The organism is Lacibacter cauensis, from assembly GCF_007830055.1.
GTDB classification, from domain to species: Bacteria; Bacteroidota; Bacteroidia; order Chitinophagales; family Chitinophagaceae; genus Lacibacter; species Lacibacter cauensis.
The window spans coordinates 442642-464800 of record NZ_VLLE01000005.1 but is presented as its reverse complement, the minus strand read 5'-3'; the positions used below and the strand labels follow the sequence as shown (position 1 = coordinate 464800).

Sequence of the window (22159 nt, the reverse complement as noted above, 5' to 3'; positions counted from 1 at the left end):
AGGTGAAATACGTTTTGTTCTTCCGACATTTACAGCCCAAACAGATAACGTTATATGAAAATTAAACTCTGGAGTATTGGTAAGCCGCATGAACAATATGTAAAAGCAGGTGTGGAAGATTTTACGAAACGCATCTCTAATTACTATCCTGTTGAATGGACGATTATTCCGGTGCCGAAAAATGCATCGGTACTTGGTGAAGCCGGTTTAAAAAAGAAAGAAGGCGAAGTGTTGCTGGACATGCTGGAAAAAGATGATTACCTGGTTGCGTTGGATGAACGTGGCAAACAACTGAGCAGCGAAGGATTGGCCGAGTTTATGATGAAACGCACCAACGAAAGCACAAAGAATCTTGTATTCCTGATTGGTGGTGCGTATGGTATTGATGAAGCAGTGATGCAAAGGGCCAACTACAAATGGAGTTTATCGCAGCTGGTATTTCCACATCAGCTGGTACGACTAATATTAGCAGAACAGGTTTACAGGGCATGCAGTATTAACCGGAATGAAAAATACCACCATAGTTAAGTACGAGGTACGAAAAAATTTTTGATGTAGGATGTCTGATGTAAAACACAGAGACTATAACCTTCAAATCATTCACCATTGACTATTTCTCTTTAGATTTGAACATAAACGATTAACGAAATGGATATTCCTGTTACCTATCTCATAATTGCATTTACCTGTTTAGTTTCGATACCAGCTTTCGGCAACGAAAAGATGACCAACAATATGGTGTTCTATCCAGCTCGTATGAAAAACGGAAAAGAACTCTATCGTTTTTTAACACACGGTGTGTTGCATGGCGATTATATGCACCTCATCTTTAACATGCTCACCCTATACTTCTTCGGACCATATGTTGAAGGGGCTATTCTCGGAAAATTCGCCTTTATTATCCTCTACATTACAGCCCTGGTTGCATCTTCGATGTTTGATTTCTTTAAACATAAAGACAACTACTATTACCGTTCCCTTGGCGCATCGGGAGCAGTATCTGCCGTATTGTTTGTAACCATCATTGTCGATCCATGGGCAAGAAACATTTGCCTGTTTGGTATTAGGGCATTGTGTTTACCCAACATCATTTTCGGTATTGCTTACATTGCTTACTCCAGCTACATGGATAAACGTGGCGGCGATAACATTGGGCATAACGCTCACCTGTGGGGCGGCGTGTATGGTTTCATATTTGCCGCTATTGCCAGACCCGATCTCTTACAAGGATTTATTGAGCAGTTAACGCATCCCCGTTTTTAATGATAGCTTTACCGCTGTTGTGGTACTGTTGGTCAGTTTAAACCGATCATCAATGCGGTGACCAACAACCCAGATTATTTTTTTATTGCTTTCCAACACCCACACATTTTCCTTTTCGGTCTTTGATAATTTCTGATCGATAAAGAAACGGGCCAGCTTCTTTTTCTTCTTCATACCAAGCGGATAGAAATAATCGCCTGTTTTCCATTTACGCAGCAGCAGAGGAAACTCAATGTGTTTGGCATCGAGTAATGCTTCTGTATTGGAGTTTGGAATTTGGAGTTTGGAATTTGGAGTTTGTTCATTGGACACTGACGTTTGCTTAACTTCCAGCAGTCCCAATACAAATCCTATTGTTCCCGGGCCTTCTACAATTACATGTCCAACCCCTGCATCTTCTGCCGGTGCAATTACCAGCCATGCACGGTTTTTAATGATGCGGAATGCAAGAACAGGCGATGTAATAAATTTTCCTGTTTCTGCAACGGCCAGCTTTTCCACTTCTGCAATTTGCTTTTCGGTAAAGCCATAGGGTTTAATGATCTCAAAGATCAATGCCCGGTTATGATACTGCAACAACTGTTTTGCGGGGATGTGCACTTCAGCTCCTTTTTCTTTACACAGTTTTTTGATGAGTTGCTGTGTTGAAAGTTTGTATAAAGCTTCAATAGATTTAAAGCGCTCAATATTATCCTGCAGATTTTGTTTTACCTGCGGATATACGTTTTCGATAGCCGGAATAAGTTCGTTGCGGAAAAAATTGCGGGTGTATTTCGATGATTGATTCGAAGAATCTTCCCTGTACTGCAAATTATTTGCTGCAGCATAATTCAGCAATTCTTCTTTTGTAAACGAAAGCAACGGACGTTTGATGTGTCCGTAAGCTACCGGAATACCTGTTAAGCCATGCAAACCTGTGCCACGGAAGAAGTTCATTAATAATGTTTCGTTATTATCATCGGCATGGTGGGCAGTAAGAAGGTGAATGGTGAAAACCTGAGTCGTGAGTGGTGAGTCGTGAGTGATGGCCACTCCGTCAGACGTCCCCGTCGGACGGGACAAAAACTTGTTCTCAGTTAATTCGTCCGACGGGGGCGTCTGACGAAACATCAATTCTTCAAACCATTCATACCGCAACACACGTGCTGCTTCCTGGATGGAAAGTTTTTCTTCAGTTGCGTATTTGGCTGTTTCAAATTTCTTCACCAATACTTCCACATTGTACTTCTGTCCGAGTGACCGAACAAACTGTTCATCGCCTTCGCTCTCCTCGCCCCTTAACTGAAAATTGCAATGTGCAATACTGAAGTGATATCCTGACTTTGCACAAAGATCAACCAGCACTACGCTGTCTACACCACCGCTAACGGCAAGGAGCAGTTGGTCTTTGGGTTGAAAAAGATTGTGCTGTTGAATGTACTGTTGAAAACGGGAAAGAATCAAAACAAGCCAATTTAAAATAAAAGAAAGAAAATTGCGCCTAAGACAATTTCCAAAGTAAGTATTTGGGCAAATAAATAAGACCCCTTGCCCCCTTTATCGGTCAACTTACGAATAATTATATCGCAAACGATAACTATCACTGCCGCTACAACCAAAACTGCAGGTAAAAACAAAAGTTCAAACTCTTCGTAGCCAAAAGGGTTCAAGAAAAAGAAAATCACTGCCGCCAAAAAGAAGATAATTGCGGACACCTTTAATATGGAATGTCGTAACAACTGCATAGCGTAAATATCAGGCAACTTTCAGTTGCTTTTTTGCTACTTTCAAATCATAATCTACCTGCAGGCGCATCCAGAAGGCAGCGCCGATTCCCAGCTGCTGTTCAAGCTTTAAGGCAAGTAAGGCCGACACATGTCGTTTCCCTTTAATTACTTCATTCAGATGTGAGGGGCGCATTTCAATTGAGTCAGCAAATTCCTTCTGCGAAATGTTCCTTGCTGCAATTTCTTCACCAAGAACAGTTCCGGGATGCAGTAACACATCGCTCACAAGTTCTTTTCCATTTTTTGCAATCACTTTATAGGTTCCCATTATTTATAATGATTTGAAAGGTCTTCAATGAAAATAATCTCACTCACAGTAATCCTGTTTTTCTCTATACGGAATTCAAGCCTGTATTTCAGATCTACACGAATCGAATACAGCCCCTTTTTATCACCTTTTAACGCTTCAAAATTTAAACTCCTGAACAATCGCAACTCAACTGTGCTTTCTACATTTTTTAATATCTCTACTTTCGCCTGAAATTTTGCAATCACATCCCTACTATACTTCAACTTACCGGCAACATGTAAGCCCGCATATAATTTTTCAAGGTTAGTATTTGCAAAATAAACTTCCATCCAAATTACATTCCCAAAATTAGGGAATTTTATTAAAACGTCAATTCCTCCAACGCCCCTCTCAACTCACCATACGCATGTTGCTCCCCCTTTTCTTTTGCTACCTGCATGCCTTTTTCGTACCACGCAACAGCCGCTTCAGAATCATCCATCCGTTCGAATAGTTTTCCTAAATGATAATACGAGCCCACATAGCCGGGGTTGGCTGCCAGTAATTCTTCAAACAACTGCCGGGCAGTTTCATCATCGCCCAGCTTCACATGTTCCAGCGCCAATGCATGTTTCAGAAAGCTGTCGTTGGGGCTTTCCTGTAAAAACTTCCGCAATTGTTCAATCCGCTCCATTCTTATGAATATTTTTTGTTACAAATTAGGGAATGAAAACTGCAAACCTTTATCTTTGTATAGTTGCATAAACAACTATTTTTAACCTTCTACAAAAATTGCTTGCATGAAGATTTTAGTTTGTATTAGTAAAACGCCTGATACGACGGCAAAAATAGCTTTCACCGATAACAACACAAAGTTTGCTCAGGATGGCGTGCAGTGGATCATTAATCCCTACGATGAATGGTATGCTCTGGTGCGTGCGATTGAGCTGAAAGAAAAAGATCCGTCTGTTATAATTCATCTTGTAACCGTTGGAACTGCTGATGCAGACCCCATCATCCGAAAAGCATTGGCATTGGGTGGCGATGAAGCCATTCGTGTAAACGCCGACAGCAACGACAGCTATTACATTGCCGCACAAATTGCAGAAGTAGCCAAACAAGGTGCATACGATTTAGTGTTCACCGGTAAAGAAACCATCGACTACAATGGCTCAGCTATTGGTGGCATGGTAGCAGAACTCCTCGACCAACCTTATGTTTCCCTTGCAACAAAATTTGATTTGAATGGAACGGTTGCTATCATCAATCGTGAGATTGAAGGTGGTGAAGAAACCTGCGAAGTTAGTCTGCCTGTGGTAGTTAGTTGCCAGAAAGGAATGGCGGAACAACGGATTCCCAACATGAAAGGTATTATGGGTGCACGTACCAAACCATTGAAAGCAGTAGAACCGGTTGCTGCTGATGCACTCACTTCTGTTGCATCGTTTGAATTACCACCTGCGAAAGCCGGGGTGAAACTAGTGGATGCAGAAAATGCAGGTGAGTTGATTAAGTTGCTGCATGATGAAGCCAAGGTGATCTGATAGTGGATAATGGTTTAATGGATAATTTATAATTTACTTCCATTAAATCAACAAGCCATGAAAGAAAACATCTTAAAAACAAAAAGTTTCGATTTTGCTGTTCGGATTGTAAAACTCTACAAGTTTCTGAAAAAAGAACATAACGAGTTTATTTTATCTCAGCAGATCGTAAGAAGCGGAACTTCAATCGGGGCATTAATAAGAGAAGCAGAACACGGCGAAAGTTTGAAAGACTTTATTCACAAGTTGACGATTGGACTAAAAGAAGCGAACGAATCGAAATACTGGCTGGACTTACTCTTTGCTACCGATTTTATAAACAAAAAGATGTTTGATTCAATAAATAAAGATTGCGAAGAACTTTTAAAACTGCTGACTGCAAGTGTAAAAACTTCAAAATCGAGATTAAAGTAATTATCATTTATCAATTAAAGAATTATCAATTATGAGCGTTTTAATATTCATCGATGCTGCTGATGGCCATGTAAAAAAATCTTCGTTTGAAGCGTTGACATATGGTGCACAGTTAGCAAAACAATTAGGCACAAGTGCAGAAGGCGTTCTGTTGGGAACAGTGGGTGATGATATCGCTGCCCTTGGCAAATATGGTGTTACAAAAATTCATCATGTTGCAAATGATGCATTGAATCGGTTCGATGCGCAGGTATATACCAAAGCGATTGCCGATGTGGCAACTGCTGCAGGTGCAACAGTGATCGTTCTTTCGCATAATGTAACAGGTAAAGCAGTATCGCCACGCCTGAGTGCACGCTTAAAAGCAGGTGTTATAACCGGTGCAGTTGGCTTGCCCGATACAAGCAGTTCGTTTGTTGTAAAGAAAGCCGTATTTAGCGGAAAAGCATTTGCCAATGTGGCCATCAATACAGCTGTCAAAATCGTTTCACTCAGCCCCAACTCTTTCCAGACGGCCGAAGTTGGTGGTACAGCAGAAGTGGTTGCTGCAAACGTAACAGTTGATGCACCAAAAGTAAAAGTAACAGCTACCAATAAAGTAACCGGACAGGTTCCGTTAAGTGAAGCCGAACTGGTAGTAAGTGGTGGCCGTGGATTGAAAGGACCGGAAAACTGGGGCATGGTGGAAGAACTGGCTTCGCTGCTTGGTGCAGCAACGGCCTGCAGCCGCCCGGTGGCCGATGCACATTGGCGTCCGCACCATGAGCACGTGGGACAAACTGGTGGAGCCATAGCGCCAAATCTGTATATCGCCATTGGCATCAGTGGTGCCATTCAGCACCTGGCCGGTGTTAACCGCAGTAAAGTAATTGTGGTGATCAATAAAGATCCGGAAGCCCCATTCTTTAAAGCAGCCGACTACGGTATTGTAGGCGATGCCTTTGACGTGGTACCAAAGCTGATTGCAGAAGTGAAGAAGATGAAAGGAGTTGCTTAAGATAGCCGATAGTTAATAGTCTATAGTTGATAGCCTTTGGTTGAAAGTTGTTAGAATTTTACTGACGACTATCGGCTAAAGGCTATCGGCTTTTAGCTATTTATTCAACCCAAAGCCCTTAAATTTGCGGACAGGTTATGAAAAAGATCGAACTGGAAATAGTTGCCCTTTCGCACAGTATTACCCAAACGCACAGCTACGCTGTGGTGCTGGGAGAAGTAAACGGAATGCGCCGATTACCGATTGTAATTGGTGGTTTTGAAGCACAGGCTATTGCTGTGGCGTTGGAACGCATGCAACCCAGTCGCCCCCTTACCCACGACCTGATGAAAAATTTCATGATGGCCTTTAATGTAGAGCTGCATGAAATTGTGATCAACGATTTGCAGGAAGGCATTTTCTATTCCAAACTCCTCTGCTCTACCGATCATGATACGGTTGAAATTGACAGCCGCACCAGCGATGCGTTGGCATTGGCTGTTCGTTTCGGCTGCCCCATTTATACCTACGAGCACATTTTGGAAAGCGCCGGTATTTTAATGGAAGATGAGGAGAAGAAAAAAGAAGAAGTGCCTGTAACCAGCACTGGCGAGCCCGGCGAAAAAGATGACCTGAAAAAGATGAGCATCGAAGAACTGCAAAACCTGCTCAACGAAGTACTGGAACAGGAAGATTACATCAAGGCCATCGCCATCCGTGATGAACTTTCGAACAGAAAAAAATAGTGGATAATGGATAAATGATAATTGGGTTCCATTACTTTTTCATTCCACATTATTCATTTTTTATTTTTCATTTCCTGAATGCTTTCGTTTCCCAACTGCAAAATCAATCTCGGTTTACAGATCCTCAACAAACGGGAAGATGGTTATCATAACCTGGCGACGGTGTTTTATCCCTTGCCGTTAAAAGATGCATTGGAACTAGTGCGGAGAGACGACAGACGATGGACGACAGACGATAGCAAGACCCTGAGCGACCTGCCCTCCGAAGCGATAGCGAAGGCGGGAGTCGAAGGGCCGGCTGGAGTTATCGAGCGCAGTCGAGAGAACGACGTTATCTTTTCCTCAACAGGTTTAGAAATTGCAGGTGACCAAGCGAACAACCTCTGCGTTAAAGCCTACCACTTATTAAAAAAAGATTTCCCTTCACTCCCACCTGTGCTGATGCATTTGCACAAAGCGATACCCATGGGTGCAGGTTTGGGCGGCGGCAGCGCCGATGGTGCATTCGCTTTGAAACTGCTGAATGAAAAATTTCAGCTGAACTTAACCAATGAGCAATTGATCGCTTATGCGTTACAGTTAGGCAGCGATTGTCCGTTCTTTATTCACAACAAGCCTTGTTATGCAACAGGCAGAGGCGAACTATTGGAGCCAATTCAATTAGATTTATCGGCCTACAAATTTGCTGTTGTGAATCCCGGTATACATGTAAACACAGGATGGGCATTTGCGAATCTGTCAGGCCGCTCAGCAGATAGCAACAAACAATCAGACAGTTCCAAGCGGCCAGACAGTGAGCAGCGCCCCAATTTGAAACAAATCATTCAACAACCCATCTCCACTTGGAAACAGCAACTCACCAACGATTTTGAAGCACCCGTTTGCAAAGCTCATCCGGAGATTGCTACTATCAAACAACAGTTATATGATGCAGGTGCAGTGTATGCAAGTATGTCGGGCAGCGGCAGTACAGTGTTTGGGATATTTGAGAAAGAACCGGAATTGAAATTTGATGAGAAATGTTTACTGCAACTAATCTGATACAATTCTTCTTCAACTGTTATCGGTGTTTCACTCATAACGTTTAACTCCTAATCCGTAACTGTAGTTACTCCGCCTCCCTCAACAACCCTTCCAAATCCAATCGCTTCGTTACCATCTCCAAATTTCCATTTGCATCGACCGGCCATTGTTCTTTTGGTTTGTCCCAATACAACTCCACACCGTTCCCATCGGGGTCATCTAAATACAACGCTTCGCTCACACCATGATCCGATGCACCGGCCAATGGATATTTCGCTTCCAGCAAACGTTTTAAGATCACCGCCAGATCCTTGCGTGTTGGATATAGAATGGCTGTATGATACAAGCCCGGCACATTCACCGGTGCAGGTCCCGCCCCTTTGCTGTGCCAGGTATTCAAACCAATATGATGATGATACCCTCCTGCAGAAACAAACACCGCCTGCGTACCATAACGTTGTGTTATTGCAAAGCCCAGCAGTTCGTGATAAAACGCCAATGAACGATCAAGGTCACCTACTTTCAGGTGCACATGTCCAATACGTGTTTGTGCAGGAACAGTGTAACGCATGTTATTGTTGTTTAGATTATTTTAAATCAGTTTAAAGATAACCAATCGGCTCCTGTGCTCCTTTTTAGCTTTTAAAAGTTTTGAGCTGATTGTAACAAATACTGCCGTGAACCGTACGATAGAAAACTAAAAATATGAACACCGCATTAGAACTCCGTCTAAAGAAAATGGAGAAACGTTATCATCAACTTCGCATCAGCTTTCTTGCATTTATTTCACTGATTATTATAGGTGCACTTAGCTTTTCTTTTAAACAAAAGGAAGTATTTGGCATCATCAGGGCAAAAGGAATTATTATTGAAGACAGCATTGGAAGAGATCGTATTCTTATTGGTTCGCCCATACCATATTCAAAAAATCGTGTACGAACCGATACAGCTTTGGTACGAAAATACTGGGCAAAGAATTTTGGCAACCCCGATCAATACATGAAATGGTATAAAGATTATTACCACGGTGCAGAAGGTATTGTGATTATGAATGAAAACGGGTTCGACCGTTTGCAACTGGGCGATAAACTCTCCGACCCCAATACAGGCCGTCGCATGTTTGAACCATCGGGTTTACTCTGGAACGATCGTGAAGGTTGGGAAAGAGGCGGTGCAGGCGTTAACACCACCGAAGATGGCCAATCGAGAAGTGTAGTTGGACTGGATGATGATAATGGAGAAGCGGTGCACCTTGTTGCACTTGAAGATGGAACAAAAGGCCTGATGATCGCCGGCAACAATGGCCATTTACTCATTGGCATGTCAAAAGAAAACGGTTCCTTTTTTCAGAACAAAGAGGTATTCTCCGGTATTAAATTTTTCGATTCCAAGGGTAAGCTTTTGTGGGAGCAGGCACTGCCCAAAACAGACAAATAACATAACAACCGTTTGTAATAACCCAAAAAAGAAAGAGCTGCTGGCTCTTTCTTTTTTTTATGTAAAGGGTAAAGAGTAAATTTGTTTCGTAATGAAACAGCAACTTCCCTTTCTTAAACAAAATCTCGACCTGCTCAATCACTGAGTACTGTACCGCTGTTCCTGATCAGCAACGCTGATCAACCCTTTTTCATTCCTCATTCCCCATTTTTAATTATTCATTTCTATGCATACTTCTATTGCAGCAGTTTCTGCCAATACACAATACTTTATCGATAAAGAAGAACAGTTTGGTGCACACAATTATCATCCATTACCTGTGGTGCTGGAACGTGGCGAAGGCGTATTTATGTACGATGTTGACGGCAAGCGTTATTACGATTTTCTCAGCGGTTATTCTGCTGTAAACCAGGGGCATTGTCATCCACGCATTGTAGCATCGCTCATTGAGCAGGCGCAAAAACTCACACTCACCTCACGTGCATTTCACAACAATTTGCTGGGTGAGTATGAAGAGTACATCACACATTATTTCGGCTATGATAAAGTGTTGCCGATGAACACAGGTGTGGAAGCTGTAGAGACAGCCATTAAGCTTGCACGCCGTTGGGGTTATGCAGTAAAAGGCATTGAAGACAATAAAGCCAAGATCATCGTTTGTGCGGAAAACTTTCATGGAAGAACAAGCACGGTCATTTCTTTCAGCACCGATCCTTCTTCGTATTCAAAGTTTGGTCCTTACATGCCGGGGTTCGTTGTTATTCCTTACAATAATCTGGTAGCATTGAAAGAAGCATTGGAAGATAAAAATGTATGTGGCTTCTTAGTTGAACCTATACAAGGCGAAGCAGGTGTGGTTGTACCAACCGAAGGTTATCTCTCAACTGCAAAACAATATTGTGCAGATGCAAACGTGCTGTTCATTGGCGATGAAATACAAACCGGTCTTTGCCGTACCGGCAAAATGCTGGCTTGCGATCATGAAAACGTTCGTCCGGATATTTTGATTTTGGGCAAAGCGCTCAGCGGTGGCACATTGCCTGTAAGTGCAGTGTTGGCCGATGATGCAATTATGCTCAACATTAAACCGGGCGAACATGGAAGCACTTATGGCGGCAATCCATTGGCTTGTGCTGTTGCCATGACTTCGCTGCAGGTGCTGAAAGATGAACAGCTTGCAGAACGTGCCGAAAAACTCGGTCAGTTGTTGAGGAATGAACTGGCAAAACTCAACTCCCCTTTTATTGCTACTATTCGTGGTAAAGGTTTGCTCAATGCCATTGTGATTAAACACAGCAACCCCGAAGCGGCATGGGACCTTTGTATGGAAATGAAAGAAAACGGTTTACTGGCGAAACCAACACATGGCGACAAGATCCGCTTTGCACCGCCGCTGGTGATTACCGAAGAGCAGATTTATGAATGCGTGGGCATTATTGCGAAAAGTTTACAGGTACTTCAATAACAAAGCCATTAGCCGGTAGCCGATAGTCGGTCGCTAAATACAGCAGGCAACTGACTATCGGCTTTTACTTATGGCTATCGGCTGCCTTAGAAACCTTATTTTTGCACCTCAATTGAAGAAAGACATGAGCGAAGAAAAAAGCCTGAATTTTATTGAAGAGATTATTGAAGAAGATCTGAAAACCGGAAAGCACCAAAGCATCCTCACCCGTTTTCCGCCGGAGCCGAATGGGTATCTGCACATCGGTCATGCAAAAAGTATTTGCTTAAATTTTGGTTTGGGCATTAAATACAACGGCAAAACCAATCTTCGTTTCGATGATACCAATCCTGTTACCGAAGACACGGAATATGTAGACAGTATTAAAGAAGATATTCAATGGCTGGGCTTTAACTGGGCCAATGAATTCTATGCCTCCGATTATTTTGAGCAGCTGTATGGCTTTGCTGTAAAGCTGATTGAAAAAGGCTTGGCGTATGTTGATGACAGCACGAGTGAAGAAATTGCTAAACAAAAAGGTACACCCACACAACCCGGCACACGTAACCAATACAGCGAACGTACAGTTGAAGAAAACCTGCAACTGTTTGCCGATATGCGTGCCGGTAAATATAAAGATGGTGAAAAGGTATTGCGTGCAAAAATCGATATGACGTCGCCCAACATGCACATGCGTGACCCGATCATCTATCGGATTAAGCATGCACACCACCACCGCACCGGCGACAAGTGGTGCATTTACCCGATGTACGATTTTGCACACGGCCAGAGTGATTCTATTGAAAAAATCACCCACTCTATTTGCACGCTGGAGTTTATTCCGCACCGTCCGTTGTACGAATGGTGTATTGAACAATTAGAAATTTTCCCTTCACGCCAATATGAGTTTGCACGTCTCAATCTGAATTATACGGTAATGAGTAAACGTAAACTGTTGCAGCTCGTAAACGAAAAGCATGTGAGTGGTTGGGACGATCCACGTATGCCTACCATCAGTGGTTTGCGCCGCAGAGGTTATACACCGGAGAGCATCCGTGATTTTGCAGAGCGTGTAGGTGTAGCCAAACGTGACAACTTAATTGAATTCAGTTTACTTGAGTTTTGTGTACGTGAACATTTGAACAAAGTGGCTTTGCGTCGTATGGTGGTATTCAACCCCATCAAACTCATCATCACCAACTATCCCGAAGGACAAACGGAGTTACTTAACTCAGAAAATAATCCTGAAGATGTAAACGGTGGTACACGTGAACTGCCTTTCAGCAGGGAGATATTTATTGAGGCAGATGATTTCATGGAAAATCCGCCGAAGAAATATTTCCGTTTGGCACCGGGACAAATGGTGCGGTTGAAAAGCGCTTATATCATCAAGTGCGATGAAGTACTGAAAGACGATGCAGGTAACATTACCGCTATTCACTGTTCGTATATTCCTGAAAGTAAAAGTGGCAGCGATACAAGCGGCATCAGTGTAAAAGGAACCTTGCATTGGGTGAATGCTTCAACTGCTGTTGAAGTGGAAGTAAGAGAGTATGACCGTTTGTTCCAGGTAGAAAATCCGGCCAGTGAGGAAGGCGATTTTAAAGACTATATCAACCCCAACTCATTAACAGTGGTGAAGGGTTATGCAGAGCCATCAATCAGCACTGCAACACTTACCGATCGTTTTCAGTTTTTACGCAAAGGGTATTATTGTTTGGATAAAGATTCCACTGCAGATACACTCATCTTCAACCGCACTGTAACATTGAAAGATGCCTGGGCGAAAGAAGTGAAGAAAGGATAATGCTGAAATCCTGAGCGAAGTCGAAATACGAGTTAATACAGCTGTTGATATCCTGCGCAGCGCTTGACTCTGCGAAACCTCAGCGTTGTTCTTTCTCTGCGCCAAAGAATACGATTAATGAGCAATCATCAAAAAAATAAACCCCGCCGTTGGCGGGGTTTATTTTTAATGTCCAATATTGGTAATAGATTTCGGATCATGTTTGTGCCGGAACAATACTGCAAATAACACTGCCACAACCAGTGCATATATTGCAAATGCAATCCAGATGCTATGCCAATCCTTTTCGCCATTGGCAAGTGTGTAATACTTGTCAATGACAATTCCGCTTACCGAACTGCCGAGCAATGCACCAAAACCATTCGTCATCATCATATATACACCCTGCGCACTTGCACGGATAACAGGTTCGCTTTGTGTTTCTACAAACAACGAACCGGAGATATTAAAGAAGTCGAACGCAAGGCCATAAACAATACAGGAAAGAATAATCATCCATAAACCACTACCAGGATTACCATACGCAAACAATCCAAAACGCAATACCCACGCAACCATGCTGAACAGCATTACCTGCTTGATACCAAACCGGCGCAGCATAAACGGAATAGCCAGGATGAAGACTGTTTCTGAAATCTGTGAAATAGACATGATGATCGCAGGATACTTCACTGCAATAGCATCTTTGTATGCATCTACTTTTGCAAAGTCGTGTAAGAAGGTATCGCCATACGCATTGGTCAGCTGCAACGCTGCACCCAGCAACATGGCAAAGATGAAGAACAAGGCCATCTTCCATTGACGGAATAATCCGAACGCACGAAGACCTAACACATCCACCAACGGGCTTCCCGGTTTTATTTTTAAACCGGGTGCACATTTCGGCAAGGTAAATGAATAAACACCCAAACAAACCGATGCGGCTGCAGCTACATAAAACTGGCTGGCCGATGTTTCAATGTGTAATAAACTCACCATCCACATCGCTGCAATAAAACCAATAGTGCCCCACACACGAATGGGCGGAAAATCTTTCACCACATGACCGCCATTATTCTTTAACGCATTGTATGAAACGGTGTAGCCCAATGCAATAGTGGGCATATAAAAAATCATATTCAGCAGCATTACCCAAAAGAAAGCAATAGGGCTGCCAACCTGTGGTAATGCAATGAGCACAACGGCTGCACACAAATGAAAAATACCAAGTAAACGTTCGGCATTAATCCACCTGTCGGCAATAATACCGGCAATCGTTGGCATAAACACAGCAGAAATACCCATGGTAGAAAAGATGGCACCAAACTCAGTACCCGACCATTGTTTTGTTTGAAACCAGTAAGCTCCGATGGTAATAAGCCACGAGCCCCATATAAAGAATTGCAGAAAACTTAATACTGTAAGACGAAACTTCAGATTCATCAACAATAGTTTTAGTTGAATAAAATGGATTAAAGACGAAAGATAACTGTTTTTGTAACATCCCCTCTTCTGGTTTAAACTGTAAAATGTCCTGTTCGTCCAACAGATACAACTAATTTCAGCCCGAGTTCGTATTTTCACTGTACAACTATTTCTATGCATCTGTTGAAGCCCGTTCTGTTTGCGCTTTGTGTAAGCACCTTTTTCTTTTCAGCCACGGCACAAAAACAAAAGCCGTCCACAAGAGTAAAAACCTTTCACCGTTGCGGTACACAGTTTATTCTTGATGAAGCTGTGCGCAAAGACCCCAAAATAAAATTGCGGATGGAAGCAAGCCGAGAGCTCATCAATCAACGGCTTACTACCGTCCTGCAGCAGCAACGCATTTTACAAACCCAGGCAACCATAACCATTCCGGTGGTGGTGCATGTGGTGTTGTCAAATCCTTCGTTGGTAACCGACGCTCAAATTCAATCGCAGATAGATGCGCTGAATGCGGATTATGGTGGAAAAAATGCCGACTCCATCCGTATACCGGCTGCTTTTAAAAGCCGTTTTGGAAAAGGCAACCTGCAATTTTGTTTAGCAAAGAGAGATCCCTCAGGCGAAGGCACCAACGGCATTGTACGTGTTGCATCATCTACCGCATCTGTACCGGGCGATGGCGATCCGGTAAAATATACCTGCCAGGGCGGAAGCGATGCATGGAACCCCAACAAATACCTCAACATTTGGGTATGCCAGATGGAAAATGGCTTTTTAGGTTATGCTTACCAGGCTTCGCTATCGCTAAACGATGTTCCCTTGGCCGAACGTGGTTTTGTAAACAACTACCAGGCCTTTGGTAAAACCGGCACAGCACAGGCACCGTACAATCTTGGCCGTACAGCTACGCATGAAATTGGTCACTTCTTCGACCTCGATCATATCTGGGGACCCAACAACTGCGATGGAGCACAAAGCTGCAGTGATGATGATGGCGTTGCAGATACTCCCCCTCAACTCGATTGCACATTTGGCGCACCTGCTGCCGATAGCATTATTACCGACATCTGCACCCCCACTGCTCCCGGTGTAATGTGGATGAATTATATGGATTATGTTGATGACCGTGCAATGGTGATGTACACACCCCAACAGCATGCAAAGATGGAAGCAAGCCTTACTGCCATAACATGGATGCAAACATTGGCTACATCCGATGGCTGCACACCTGTAACTGCTGCCGGCAGAGATGCACGTTTTGTACGTTTTGTTGATGCGAGTGCAGGGCCTTGCACCAACAGCCAGACCATTGTTTACACCTGTACTAATACATACCAACCTGTTGTACGCATCAGGAACGCCGGCACAACGGCCATTACTGCCTTAACGATTACCGCACGCTTTGGCACAGGCGCTGCAGTTGTTACCAACTGGACGGGTAATCTTGCATCGCTGGGCACAACGGATATTACCCTTACAACAATGCCACTTGCAACCGGCACCAATGCCAACCTGGTTGTTTACACAGCAAACCCCAATGGCAGTGCCGATGAACGGGTAGCAAACGATACCGGAAAGTTAGCGGCAGTCATCTTTCCGGTAGCATCGCTTCCGTTAACCGAAGGGCTTGAAGCAACAACTTTCCCGCCAACAAACTGGCAACGGAATAACCCCGATAATGGCTTTACATGGGAACGCAGCACAGCAGCCGCAAAAACCGGACTGGCATCACTGTTCATCAACAATTACGAATACGATGTTAACGGCAGCCAGGACCAGATGGTTTCGCCATTACTTGAACTGAGAGGAAAAGATTCGGCCTTTCTTATTTTCCAGGTGGCAGCAGCCATGTATACCGATCCGTTAAATGCAGTAGGTGTTCCTGTTGATACGCTGGAAATTTTTGTAACCGACAACTGCGGCCAAACGCTCCGTTCGGTTTACAAAAAATGGGGCACCGATTTAATTACAACCGGTGCGGTTGCCACGCAGGATGCATTTGTGCCGCAAGCCAATCAATGGCGCAAAGACAGTGTTTTCCTGGGTAGTTTTTCATCGGCAACAGCTCAATATGCACAGGTCGTTTTCCGTAATACAACCAATTTCGAAAACAATTTGTACATCGACGATATCAACATCTACGCAAAAGATGTAAACCCGAATCTGAAACGAAAAGGTGTAATGGTTACGCCCAACCCGTTTGTACAAAGTTTTGCCATACAGTATTACGAAGCACCGCAAAACCTCGAATACATTAACGTGTACAACCAGGTTGGTCAACTGGTTTGGCAAAAACGTTTAGCCTACCAGCTGCCTGGTAACAGAACGGCGCCCAACTATATTGAAGTGAACTTAGGGAACCTGAACAGCGGCATTTATCATGTGCAGATTGTTTATCGCTCCAGAAAAACAGACACATTTAAGGTGATCAAGATCAACAATTAATCTGCCCATTAGCAGTTAACGGCACAACATTGAACCGATTCGCAGCGTAACTTTGCAAGGTTACGCTGTTTTTTTATAACAGCGCCAGTACTAAATACCAGCATATGCAATCAGGAATTGTTGAACTTTTGAACAGTAACCGTATTTCAGCCGAATTAAAAACCATTGCCGATAAAATTTATAACAACCAGCGTATCAGCGAAGCCGATGCATTGGTTTTGTTTCAACAGGGCAGCATCCCCTTTCTTGGCACCTTAGCCAATTTTGTGCGTGAGCGTTTACATGGCGATACCACTTATTTTAACCGCAACTTTCATATTGAACCCACCAACCTGTGTGTGTTCAGCTGTAACTTTTGCTCGTATTCAAAAATTTACGCCAAGCGTGAAGAAGGTTGGGAATTAAGCATTGACCAAATGCTGCACATGGTACAGAAGTACGATGGACAACCTGTTACCGAAGTGCATATTGTTGGTGGTGTACACCCGAAAATGGATCTGCAGTTTTTTGCCGATCTGTTAAAGGCCATTAAAACACATCGCCCCGGTTTACACATCAAAGCATTTACAGCTGTTGAATACGATTACATGTTCCGCAAAGCGAAAGTGAGTGTGGAAGAAGGTTTGAAAACATTGATCAGCCACGGACTGGATTCGATACCCGGTGGTGGTGCTGAAATTTTCCACCCAGATGTGCGTACAAAAATATGTGCCGACAAAGTAGATGGTGATGGCTGGCTCAACATTCATGCTACTGCACACAAATTAGGCTTGCACAGTAACGCCACCATGTTGTACGGACATATTGAAACATACGAACATCGTATTGATCACATGAACCGCTTGCGCAATTTGCAGGATGAAACGAAAGGCTTCCAGACTTTTATTCCGCTCAAGTTCCGCAACCAGGATAACGATATGAGCAATATTGCCGAAAGCACCATTGTTGAAGACATGAAGATGTATGCAGTGGCCCGTTTGTTCCTCGATAACTTCCCGCACCTGAAAGCATACTGGCCCATGCTGGGAAGGCACAACGCACAAATGACTTTGAGCTTTGGTGTAAACGATATTGACGGCACCATTGATGATACAACAAAAATTTACAGCATGGCGGGCAGCGAAGAACAAACGCCTACCATGACAACCGAACAACTCGTAGCGCTCATTAAACAGGTAAACCGCAAACCGGTTGAACGTGATACACTGTACAACATTGTAAAAGATTACAGCGATGTAACAGTAGCAGAGGAAGCAGGATTTTCGAGTAATTGATTGTTAAAAAATAAATAGAGAAGGACTTCTTTTTTGAGAGGTCCTTTTTTTATTAGTTTAGTGTTGTTCAGGCTTATATTGACATCAACTTTAAAAAATCAAGTTAGTTGGCGGGGACGCCAATAACAGCAGAAGGGGTTCGACGAAGAAAGCCCATCCTTAGTTCTTAATATTTAACTTTATCAAAAAGTCAGGCAGCGGTCTTCAGCGGACGGAATTCTATTTCCCCACCATCGGCGATACCTGCCCGCCGGCAGTACTTACTTAGCCAGCATCCTTCTGTATATTGCAGGATTCGCTTACATACCACAATTCAATCAAAAGTAAAATCAGAAACAACCAGCTACACAATGAAAGCAGAAATTAAAAAATTAGTCTTTGGAATACTCTGCCTGCTTTGGATTGCACTAAAAATTACGGAAATCATTTATAAAAGCGATGCAATGAGTGCAAACGAAAAGACCTTTACAGTACTCGGCTTTGCAGCATTTACATTTCTGGGCGCCGATAATCTTTGGGAGTGGTGGAAGCTGCGGAAACAACGAAAAGCAAAGTGATTTCAAAAAACTGAACAGGTATTCACTTTCAAAGAATGCAGTACTGAAAAAATAACTAATAAAAAACCCTGTGCTGCATCTATACATGCAGCATAGGCTTTTTTTAACAGCTTTACTGCTATCAGGATTTTACACGGGCCAGCTTCATTTCGCCTCTTGTACTTTTCAATACAATTTCATTTTCATTTAGCAGCTCTCCTGTGTTTTCGATTTTCATTTCATTGAACGAAACTTTAAAGCTGAATTTCTTACCATCCACTTTTCCTTCTTCCAGTTCACGCTCGCCAAACTGGGTTTTCCAGGTACCCTTCAATACATTCCCTTCTACTTTAAACGTGTACGTAATTTCTATGACGCCGTTGGGCGTTTCACGGCTTCCTTTCCAGTTACCGTCGATACCGGTTTGTGCGTGGCTGGCGGCAACAAAGCCAATAACAAATAAAAGGCTGAACAAAATTTTCATGACAAGTTGTTTTAATAGTTAATGAAGAGTTGAAAAATACAATTTACAGACGACAGAATACAACACAACTTGCACTTCCACGAAATTTATGCTGCTGTTTTTTTTGTTGCTGCAACTATTAATGCAAATGTAAATGCAACTTATTATGCAACAGAAAGCAACAGGCATACCCGGGCAAATGGCCGGTTATGTACTTTACAATAACAAAGCTCAGCAACTATTTTACATAACCTGCAAACCTTAGTTCCATGTACAAAAACATCCGGTTGCTTAGTGTCGCTGACCGGAATCAACGCAACAAAAATGATTGCAGCCTTTTCGTTATTTTTACAAAAACAACACCTGTGTTCAAGTCAAAAACTTCTTTGCTGTTTCTTTCACTATTTACATTTTGTGCGGCAATCTTTTTACTTATTGTCACTGCCCGGCAATTCGCATCTGCAGATCGTTTTAATTCGTTTATAAGGATTGTCTGGACTTTTCTTTTGATGATTTATTCCGTAAGTCGCTTTCTGAAATGGAAAGCACAATCATGAATAACTAATTTCATTTTTTCAAGATGCTTGCCCTAACAAAACACAACAAAGAAGTACAGATCCGCTTACTCAACAACAGCGATTTCGACAGGTTAATGCGTTACCTGTACAGTCTGCAACAGGAAACGGTACAGCGCTTTCAACCCCACTCTTTTCATCCACAGGAGTTACTTGCTTTTTATGCGCAGCAGGGAACGGAAGCCTGTGTTGCCATTGATACCACAACCGGTGAAATGATTGGTTATACTGTTTTACAAAAAGGGTTGCTGCAACACGATGTGCCCCGTTTACAACAGTATCATTATCCACTACAGTACGACGCAGCCTACACATTTGCGCCATCGGTAAGAGACGATTGGCAGAGTACAGGTATTGGCCAGCTGATGTTGAATTTTGTATGCTCCAATATGCAGACAAGAAATATCCGGCAGCTTGTTTTGTGGGGAGGCGTACAGTCTTCCAATGAAAAAGCTATGCGTTTTTACCGCAAGAACGGTTTTCGCCTGCTGGGCTTTTTTGAATACAATGGACTGAATGAGGACATGCTGCTGGAATTATAGGCACTGCTGCATTCGAACACGCCCTCTCCCGGCAGGTAGAACTACCTGTTGTTTTGTTGCTATTCACAGTCTTTCCAAATTCACTAACCATGACGCAATAAGCATTTACAACACAACGTTACTACTGCAGCTTTACCCAACTCCGCTGTTGTAAAAATGTTTCAACTGTTTCTGTAAACAACAATATGCTATGAAACTTTTTATTGCGGCTTCTTTTCTGCTGACAGGTTCGCTTATTTCCTGTTCGGCCAACTCTAACTCCGATAGTTCCTCTTCTTCTTCAACATCAACCACAGCTGTTAAGAAAACAACAACAGCGCCTGCAACTGCCAGTAAATCGGGTATACGTTCAATGCAGAAATTTAACCGGCCACAGGGCATGGTAACAGGCCCGGTTAGAATTGTAATTGACAAATCGGATTTTGAATTGCGGGTGTACGACAGTAAAGGTTTACTGGCTGCTTACCCCGTTGTATTCGGTTTAAAACCACTGGAAGATAAATTCATGCAGGGCGATCGCCGAACACCGGAGGGAATATTTAAAGTGGTGTACAACAAACAACACAAACTATGGCGTAAAATGCTCATGCTCGACTATCCTACAAAAGAAAGCTACAGCAAATTCAACAGTCGTAAAATAAACGGACAGGTTCCTGCCAATGCCAGCATTGGCAACGGTATTGGCATACATGGTGTGGAAACCGGTAACGATTATTTTATTGATCGCTATTACAACTGGACCAACGGTTGTATTTCGTTAAAGAATGCACACATTGATGATCTGGCCGTTTATGTGAAAGCAGGTACAACAGTCATTATTCAAAAATGACCGGACATCAGTTGATGTTGCAGAGGTCAATCTCATCAACCCCTTTTGTACTGAGGATAATTTTATTGATCGTTCCTTTGGCGTTGTAATACACAATCATAATTCCAAACGCCATTTGATAAGCTTCCCAATTGGCATCTTTCACTTTGGGGTTTCCGAATTTCACAAACAGATCGTCTGACTTAGCACCCATCACCGGTACGGTAAACTTTCCCTTGAACGCTTCGGTGATCACTACATAATCACGCTGTATGTAAAAGCAGATGCCTTTGTCATCGTAATACACACCGCCGCCACAAGCCGATTCGTTGCTTTCTTTTTCGAACGATGTAAAGCAAGGCAGCTTGGCTTTGATCTGTTCGGGATCGGCATTGGGCTTGGCTTCGTTGATCCAGCCTTTATGAATATCTACTGTAATTAAACCGCAGTCGGGTTTGGTTTTAAGCTGTGCAGAAACTGCAAGAGAGCAAGCAAGAAAGCAGAAAAGGACGAGCGTTTGTTTCATATGATCATGTTTTAAGCGTACTGTAGCAGGCACAATAGCTATAGCAGCAAAATTCAAGCTAAACTTTCAAATTGCAAAACCATTTAATACGGCGGTTAATTATCTTCGGCCCATGTTTTTCTTCGTCTCCAAAATGCTGTATTTCCTGTTATCGCCGTTTAACTGGCTGCTCTTGCTTGTACTTGTTTGTTTTTTTGTGAAAGACGCCAAACGAAAAAAGCGCTGGATCATGTTTACCTGCTGCTGGTTTTTGCTTTTTTCCAATCCCTACCTCATTCACAAACTCACCATTAACTGGCAGGCAAAACAAAAAACCTTTCAGCCAAACGAGCAATACAATGTGGGCATTTTGCTGAGTGGATTTGTTGGATTTGAATTCAGTTCGAAGCAGGGTTTTTATGGTGCAGCAGCCGATCGTTTTATACAAGCTGTGCGTTTGTACAAGTTGGGGCATATCAAAAAAATACTCATCGCCGGTGGCAGCGGCAGCATTAAACGGCAGGAATACAAGGAGGCCGATTTTGTAACGCTACAACTGCAGGAGATGGGTGTGCCCAAACAGGATATTCTTACGGAAAATCAAAGTCGCAATACATACGAAAATGCATTGTTCTCCAAAAAGCTGCTCGACAGTGCACATGAAAAAGGACCGTACCTTTTAATTACATCGGCCATACACATGAAACGTTCGCAGGAGGTATTTACAAAAGCAGGCATTACTACGGTTGCCTACCCCTGCAACTTTAATGCAATTGATAACCCACAGGAATTTCTCAGTTCGATTACCCCTTCGCACAATGCATTTACAGGCTGGGATATTTACTTGAAAGAGGTTGTGGGCTTGTTGGTGTACAAGTTGACAGGAAAAGCGTGAGAGCAAGTACAAAGTACGAGGTTGGAAGTACGACGTGAGATGCGGTTAGTAACTTAGAGC

25 protein-coding genes are annotated in these 22159 nt (G+C 43.0%); 16 read left to right on the top strand and 9 right to left on the bottom strand.

All coding sequences use genetic code 11. The features are described from left to right. Positions 1-54 precede the first annotated feature (54 nt). Both IQ13_RS15695 and IQ13_RS15690 read left to right on the top strand, forming a co-directional pair. Positions 55-528 carry a 23S rRNA (pseudouridine(1915)-N(3))-methyltransferase RlmH gene (locus IQ13_RS15695; RefSeq protein ID WP_144887500.1) on the top strand — a complete coding sequence of 158 codons (474 nt, stop codon included), beginning with the start codon at positions 55-57 and terminating at the stop codon, positions 526-528. A gap of 120 nt (positions 529-648) precedes the next feature. Continuing rightward, a complete protein-coding gene (locus tag IQ13_RS15690) occupies positions 649-1263 on the top strand; it encodes a rhomboid family intramembrane serine protease (protein WP_144887498.1) in 615 nt (204 codons plus the stop codon). Here the strand turns inward: IQ13_RS15690 and tilS are convergent. The 5 genes from tilS to IQ13_RS15665 are packed head-to-tail and all read right to left on the bottom strand — an operon-like array spanning position 1243 to position 3952. Next, entirely contained in the window at positions 1243-2706 is a 1464-nt protein-coding gene (tilS, locus tag IQ13_RS15685; RefSeq protein WP_242009568.1) for a tRNA lysidine(34) synthetase TilS, read from the bottom strand. The two genes, IQ13_RS15690 and tilS, sit on opposite strands and share 21 nt — an antisense overlap. Positions 2707-2717: 11 nt before the next feature. Continuing rightward, positions 2718-2957 (bottom strand): hypothetical protein, encoded by a 240-nt coding sequence (locus IQ13_RS15680; RefSeq protein ID WP_158637415.1) that lies wholly within the window; start codon positions 2955-2957, stop codon positions 2718-2720. Positions 2958-2997: 40 nt separating this feature from the next. Then, the gene (locus IQ13_RS15675; protein ID WP_144887491.1) at positions 2998-3297 is read right to left on the bottom strand and encodes a HigA family addiction module antitoxin; all 300 of its coding nucleotides are present in this window, start codon (positions 3295-3297) and stop codon (positions 2998-3000) included. Further along, positions 3297-3608 carry a type II toxin-antitoxin system RelE/ParE family toxin gene (locus IQ13_RS15670; protein WP_144887489.1) on the bottom strand — a complete coding sequence of 104 codons (312 nt, stop codon included), beginning with the start codon at positions 3606-3608 and terminating at the stop codon, positions 3297-3299. Before IQ13_RS15670 ends, IQ13_RS15675 begins: the two co-directional genes overlap by 1 nt. Before the next feature lie 32 nt (positions 3609-3640). Then, on the bottom strand, positions 3641-3952 hold the full coding sequence (locus IQ13_RS15665) for a tetratricopeptide repeat protein (protein WP_144887487.1): 312 nt from the start codon (positions 3950-3952) through the stop codon (positions 3641-3643). A 106-nt stretch (positions 3953-4058) separates the two neighbouring features. Between IQ13_RS15665 and IQ13_RS15660 the strand changes: the two genes are divergently transcribed. The 5 genes from IQ13_RS15660 to ispE all read left to right on the top strand — a co-directional run bounded on the left by IQ13_RS15660 (position 4059) and on the right by ispE (position 7979). Further along, complete coding sequence (locus IQ13_RS15660) at positions 4059-4802, top strand: electron transfer flavoprotein subunit beta/FixA family protein (protein ID WP_144887484.1); 744 nt, start codon at positions 4059-4061, stop codon at positions 4800-4802. Positions 4803-4859: 57 nt separating this feature from the next. Then, positions 4860-5216: a four helix bundle protein gene (locus tag IQ13_RS15655; RefSeq protein ID WP_144887482.1), complete on the top strand. Its 357-nt coding sequence runs from the start codon at positions 4860-4862 to the stop codon at positions 5214-5216. Positions 5217-5247: 31 nt separating this feature from the next. Next, on the top strand, positions 5248-6213 hold the full coding sequence (locus IQ13_RS15650; protein ID WP_144887480.1) for an electron transfer flavoprotein subunit alpha/FixB family protein: 966 nt from the start codon (positions 5248-5250) through the stop codon (positions 6211-6213). A gap of 137 nt (positions 6214-6350) precedes the next feature. Next, complete coding sequence (locus IQ13_RS15645; RefSeq protein WP_144887478.1) at positions 6351-6938, top strand: bifunctional nuclease family protein; 588 nt, start codon at positions 6351-6353, stop codon at positions 6936-6938. 78 nt (positions 6939-7016) lie between these two features. Further along, the gene (ispE, locus tag IQ13_RS15640; protein ID WP_144887476.1) at positions 7017-7979 is read left to right on the top strand and encodes a 4-(cytidine 5'-diphospho)-2-C-methyl-D-erythritol kinase; all 963 of its coding nucleotides are present in this window, start codon (positions 7017-7019) and stop codon (positions 7977-7979) included. A gap of 67 nt (positions 7980-8046) precedes the next feature. On the opposite strand, the gene IQ13_RS15635 is transcribed toward ispE, so the two are convergent. Next, complete coding sequence (locus IQ13_RS15635) at positions 8047-8532, bottom strand: VOC family protein (RefSeq protein WP_144887474.1); 486 nt, start codon at positions 8530-8532, stop codon at positions 8047-8049. A 134-nt stretch (positions 8533-8666) separates the two neighbouring features. Between IQ13_RS15635 and IQ13_RS15630 the strand changes: the two genes are divergently transcribed. From IQ13_RS15630 to IQ13_RS15620, 3 genes are all read left to right on the top strand, one after another. Beyond that, positions 8667-9398 (top strand): hypothetical protein, encoded by a 732-nt coding sequence (locus IQ13_RS15630; RefSeq protein ID WP_144887472.1) that lies wholly within the window; start codon positions 8667-8669, stop codon positions 9396-9398. Positions 9399-9624: 226 nt separating this feature from the next. Then, positions 9625-10863, top strand: a complete 1239-nt coding sequence (rocD, locus tag IQ13_RS15625) for an ornithine--oxo-acid transaminase (RefSeq protein WP_144887470.1) — start codon at positions 9625-9627, stop codon at positions 10861-10863. Between the two features lie 124 nt (positions 10864-10987). Beyond that, complete coding sequence (locus IQ13_RS15620) at positions 10988-12649, top strand: glutamine--tRNA ligase/YqeY domain fusion protein (protein ID WP_144887468.1); 1662 nt, start codon at positions 10988-10990, stop codon at positions 12647-12649. Between the two features lie 165 nt (positions 12650-12814). Here IQ13_RS15620 and IQ13_RS15615 read toward each other — a convergent pair whose 3' ends face one another. Next, positions 12815-14071 carry a nucleoside permease gene (locus IQ13_RS15615; protein WP_144887466.1) on the bottom strand — a complete coding sequence of 419 codons (1257 nt, stop codon included), beginning with the start codon at positions 14069-14071 and terminating at the stop codon, positions 12815-12817. A 156-nt stretch (positions 14072-14227) separates the two neighbouring features. On the opposite strand from IQ13_RS15615, the gene IQ13_RS15610 reads away from it, so the two are divergent. The 3 genes from IQ13_RS15610 (at position 14228) to IQ13_RS15600 (ending at position 18332) form a co-directional block, all read left to right on the top strand. Next, positions 14228-16501: a M43 family zinc metalloprotease gene (locus IQ13_RS15610; RefSeq protein ID WP_144887464.1), complete on the top strand. Its 2274-nt coding sequence runs from the start codon at positions 14228-14230 to the stop codon at positions 16499-16501. A gap of 104 nt (positions 16502-16605) precedes the next feature. Continuing rightward, complete coding sequence (mqnE, locus tag IQ13_RS15605) at positions 16606-17775, top strand: aminofutalosine synthase MqnE (protein ID WP_144887462.1); 1170 nt, start codon at positions 16606-16608, stop codon at positions 17773-17775. A gap of 350 nt (positions 17776-18125) precedes the next feature. After that, the gene (locus IQ13_RS15600) at positions 18126-18332 is read left to right on the top strand and encodes a hypothetical protein (RefSeq protein WP_144887460.1); all 207 of its coding nucleotides are present in this window, start codon (positions 18126-18128) and stop codon (positions 18330-18332) included. Positions 18333-18453: 121 nt separating this feature from the next. Here IQ13_RS15600 and IQ13_RS15595 read toward each other — a convergent pair whose 3' ends face one another. Then, positions 18454-18795 (bottom strand): hypothetical protein, encoded by a 342-nt coding sequence (locus IQ13_RS15595; protein WP_144887458.1) that lies wholly within the window; start codon positions 18793-18795, stop codon positions 18454-18456. A 559-nt stretch (positions 18796-19354) separates the two neighbouring features. Here IQ13_RS15595 and IQ13_RS15590 point away from each other — a divergent pair. Beyond that, a complete protein-coding gene (locus tag IQ13_RS15590) occupies positions 19355-19891 on the top strand; it encodes a GNAT family N-acetyltransferase (protein WP_144887456.1) in 537 nt (178 codons plus the stop codon). Between the two features lie 190 nt (positions 19892-20081). Next, positions 20082-20720 carry a L,D-transpeptidase family protein gene (locus IQ13_RS15585; protein ID WP_144887454.1) on the top strand — a complete coding sequence of 213 codons (639 nt, stop codon included), beginning with the start codon at positions 20082-20084 and terminating at the stop codon, positions 20718-20720. 7 nt (positions 20721-20727) lie between these two features. Here IQ13_RS15585 and IQ13_RS15580 read toward each other — a convergent pair whose 3' ends face one another. Then, positions 20728-21225, bottom strand: a complete 498-nt coding sequence (locus tag IQ13_RS15580; protein ID WP_144887452.1) for a hypothetical protein — start codon at positions 21223-21225, stop codon at positions 20728-20730. A gap of 112 nt (positions 21226-21337) precedes the next feature. On the opposite strand from IQ13_RS15580, the gene IQ13_RS15575 reads away from it, so the two are divergent. Then, positions 21338-22099, top strand: a complete 762-nt coding sequence (locus IQ13_RS15575) for a YdcF family protein (RefSeq protein ID WP_144887450.1) — start codon at positions 21338-21340, stop codon at positions 22097-22099. Positions 22100-22159 lie beyond the last annotated feature (60 nt).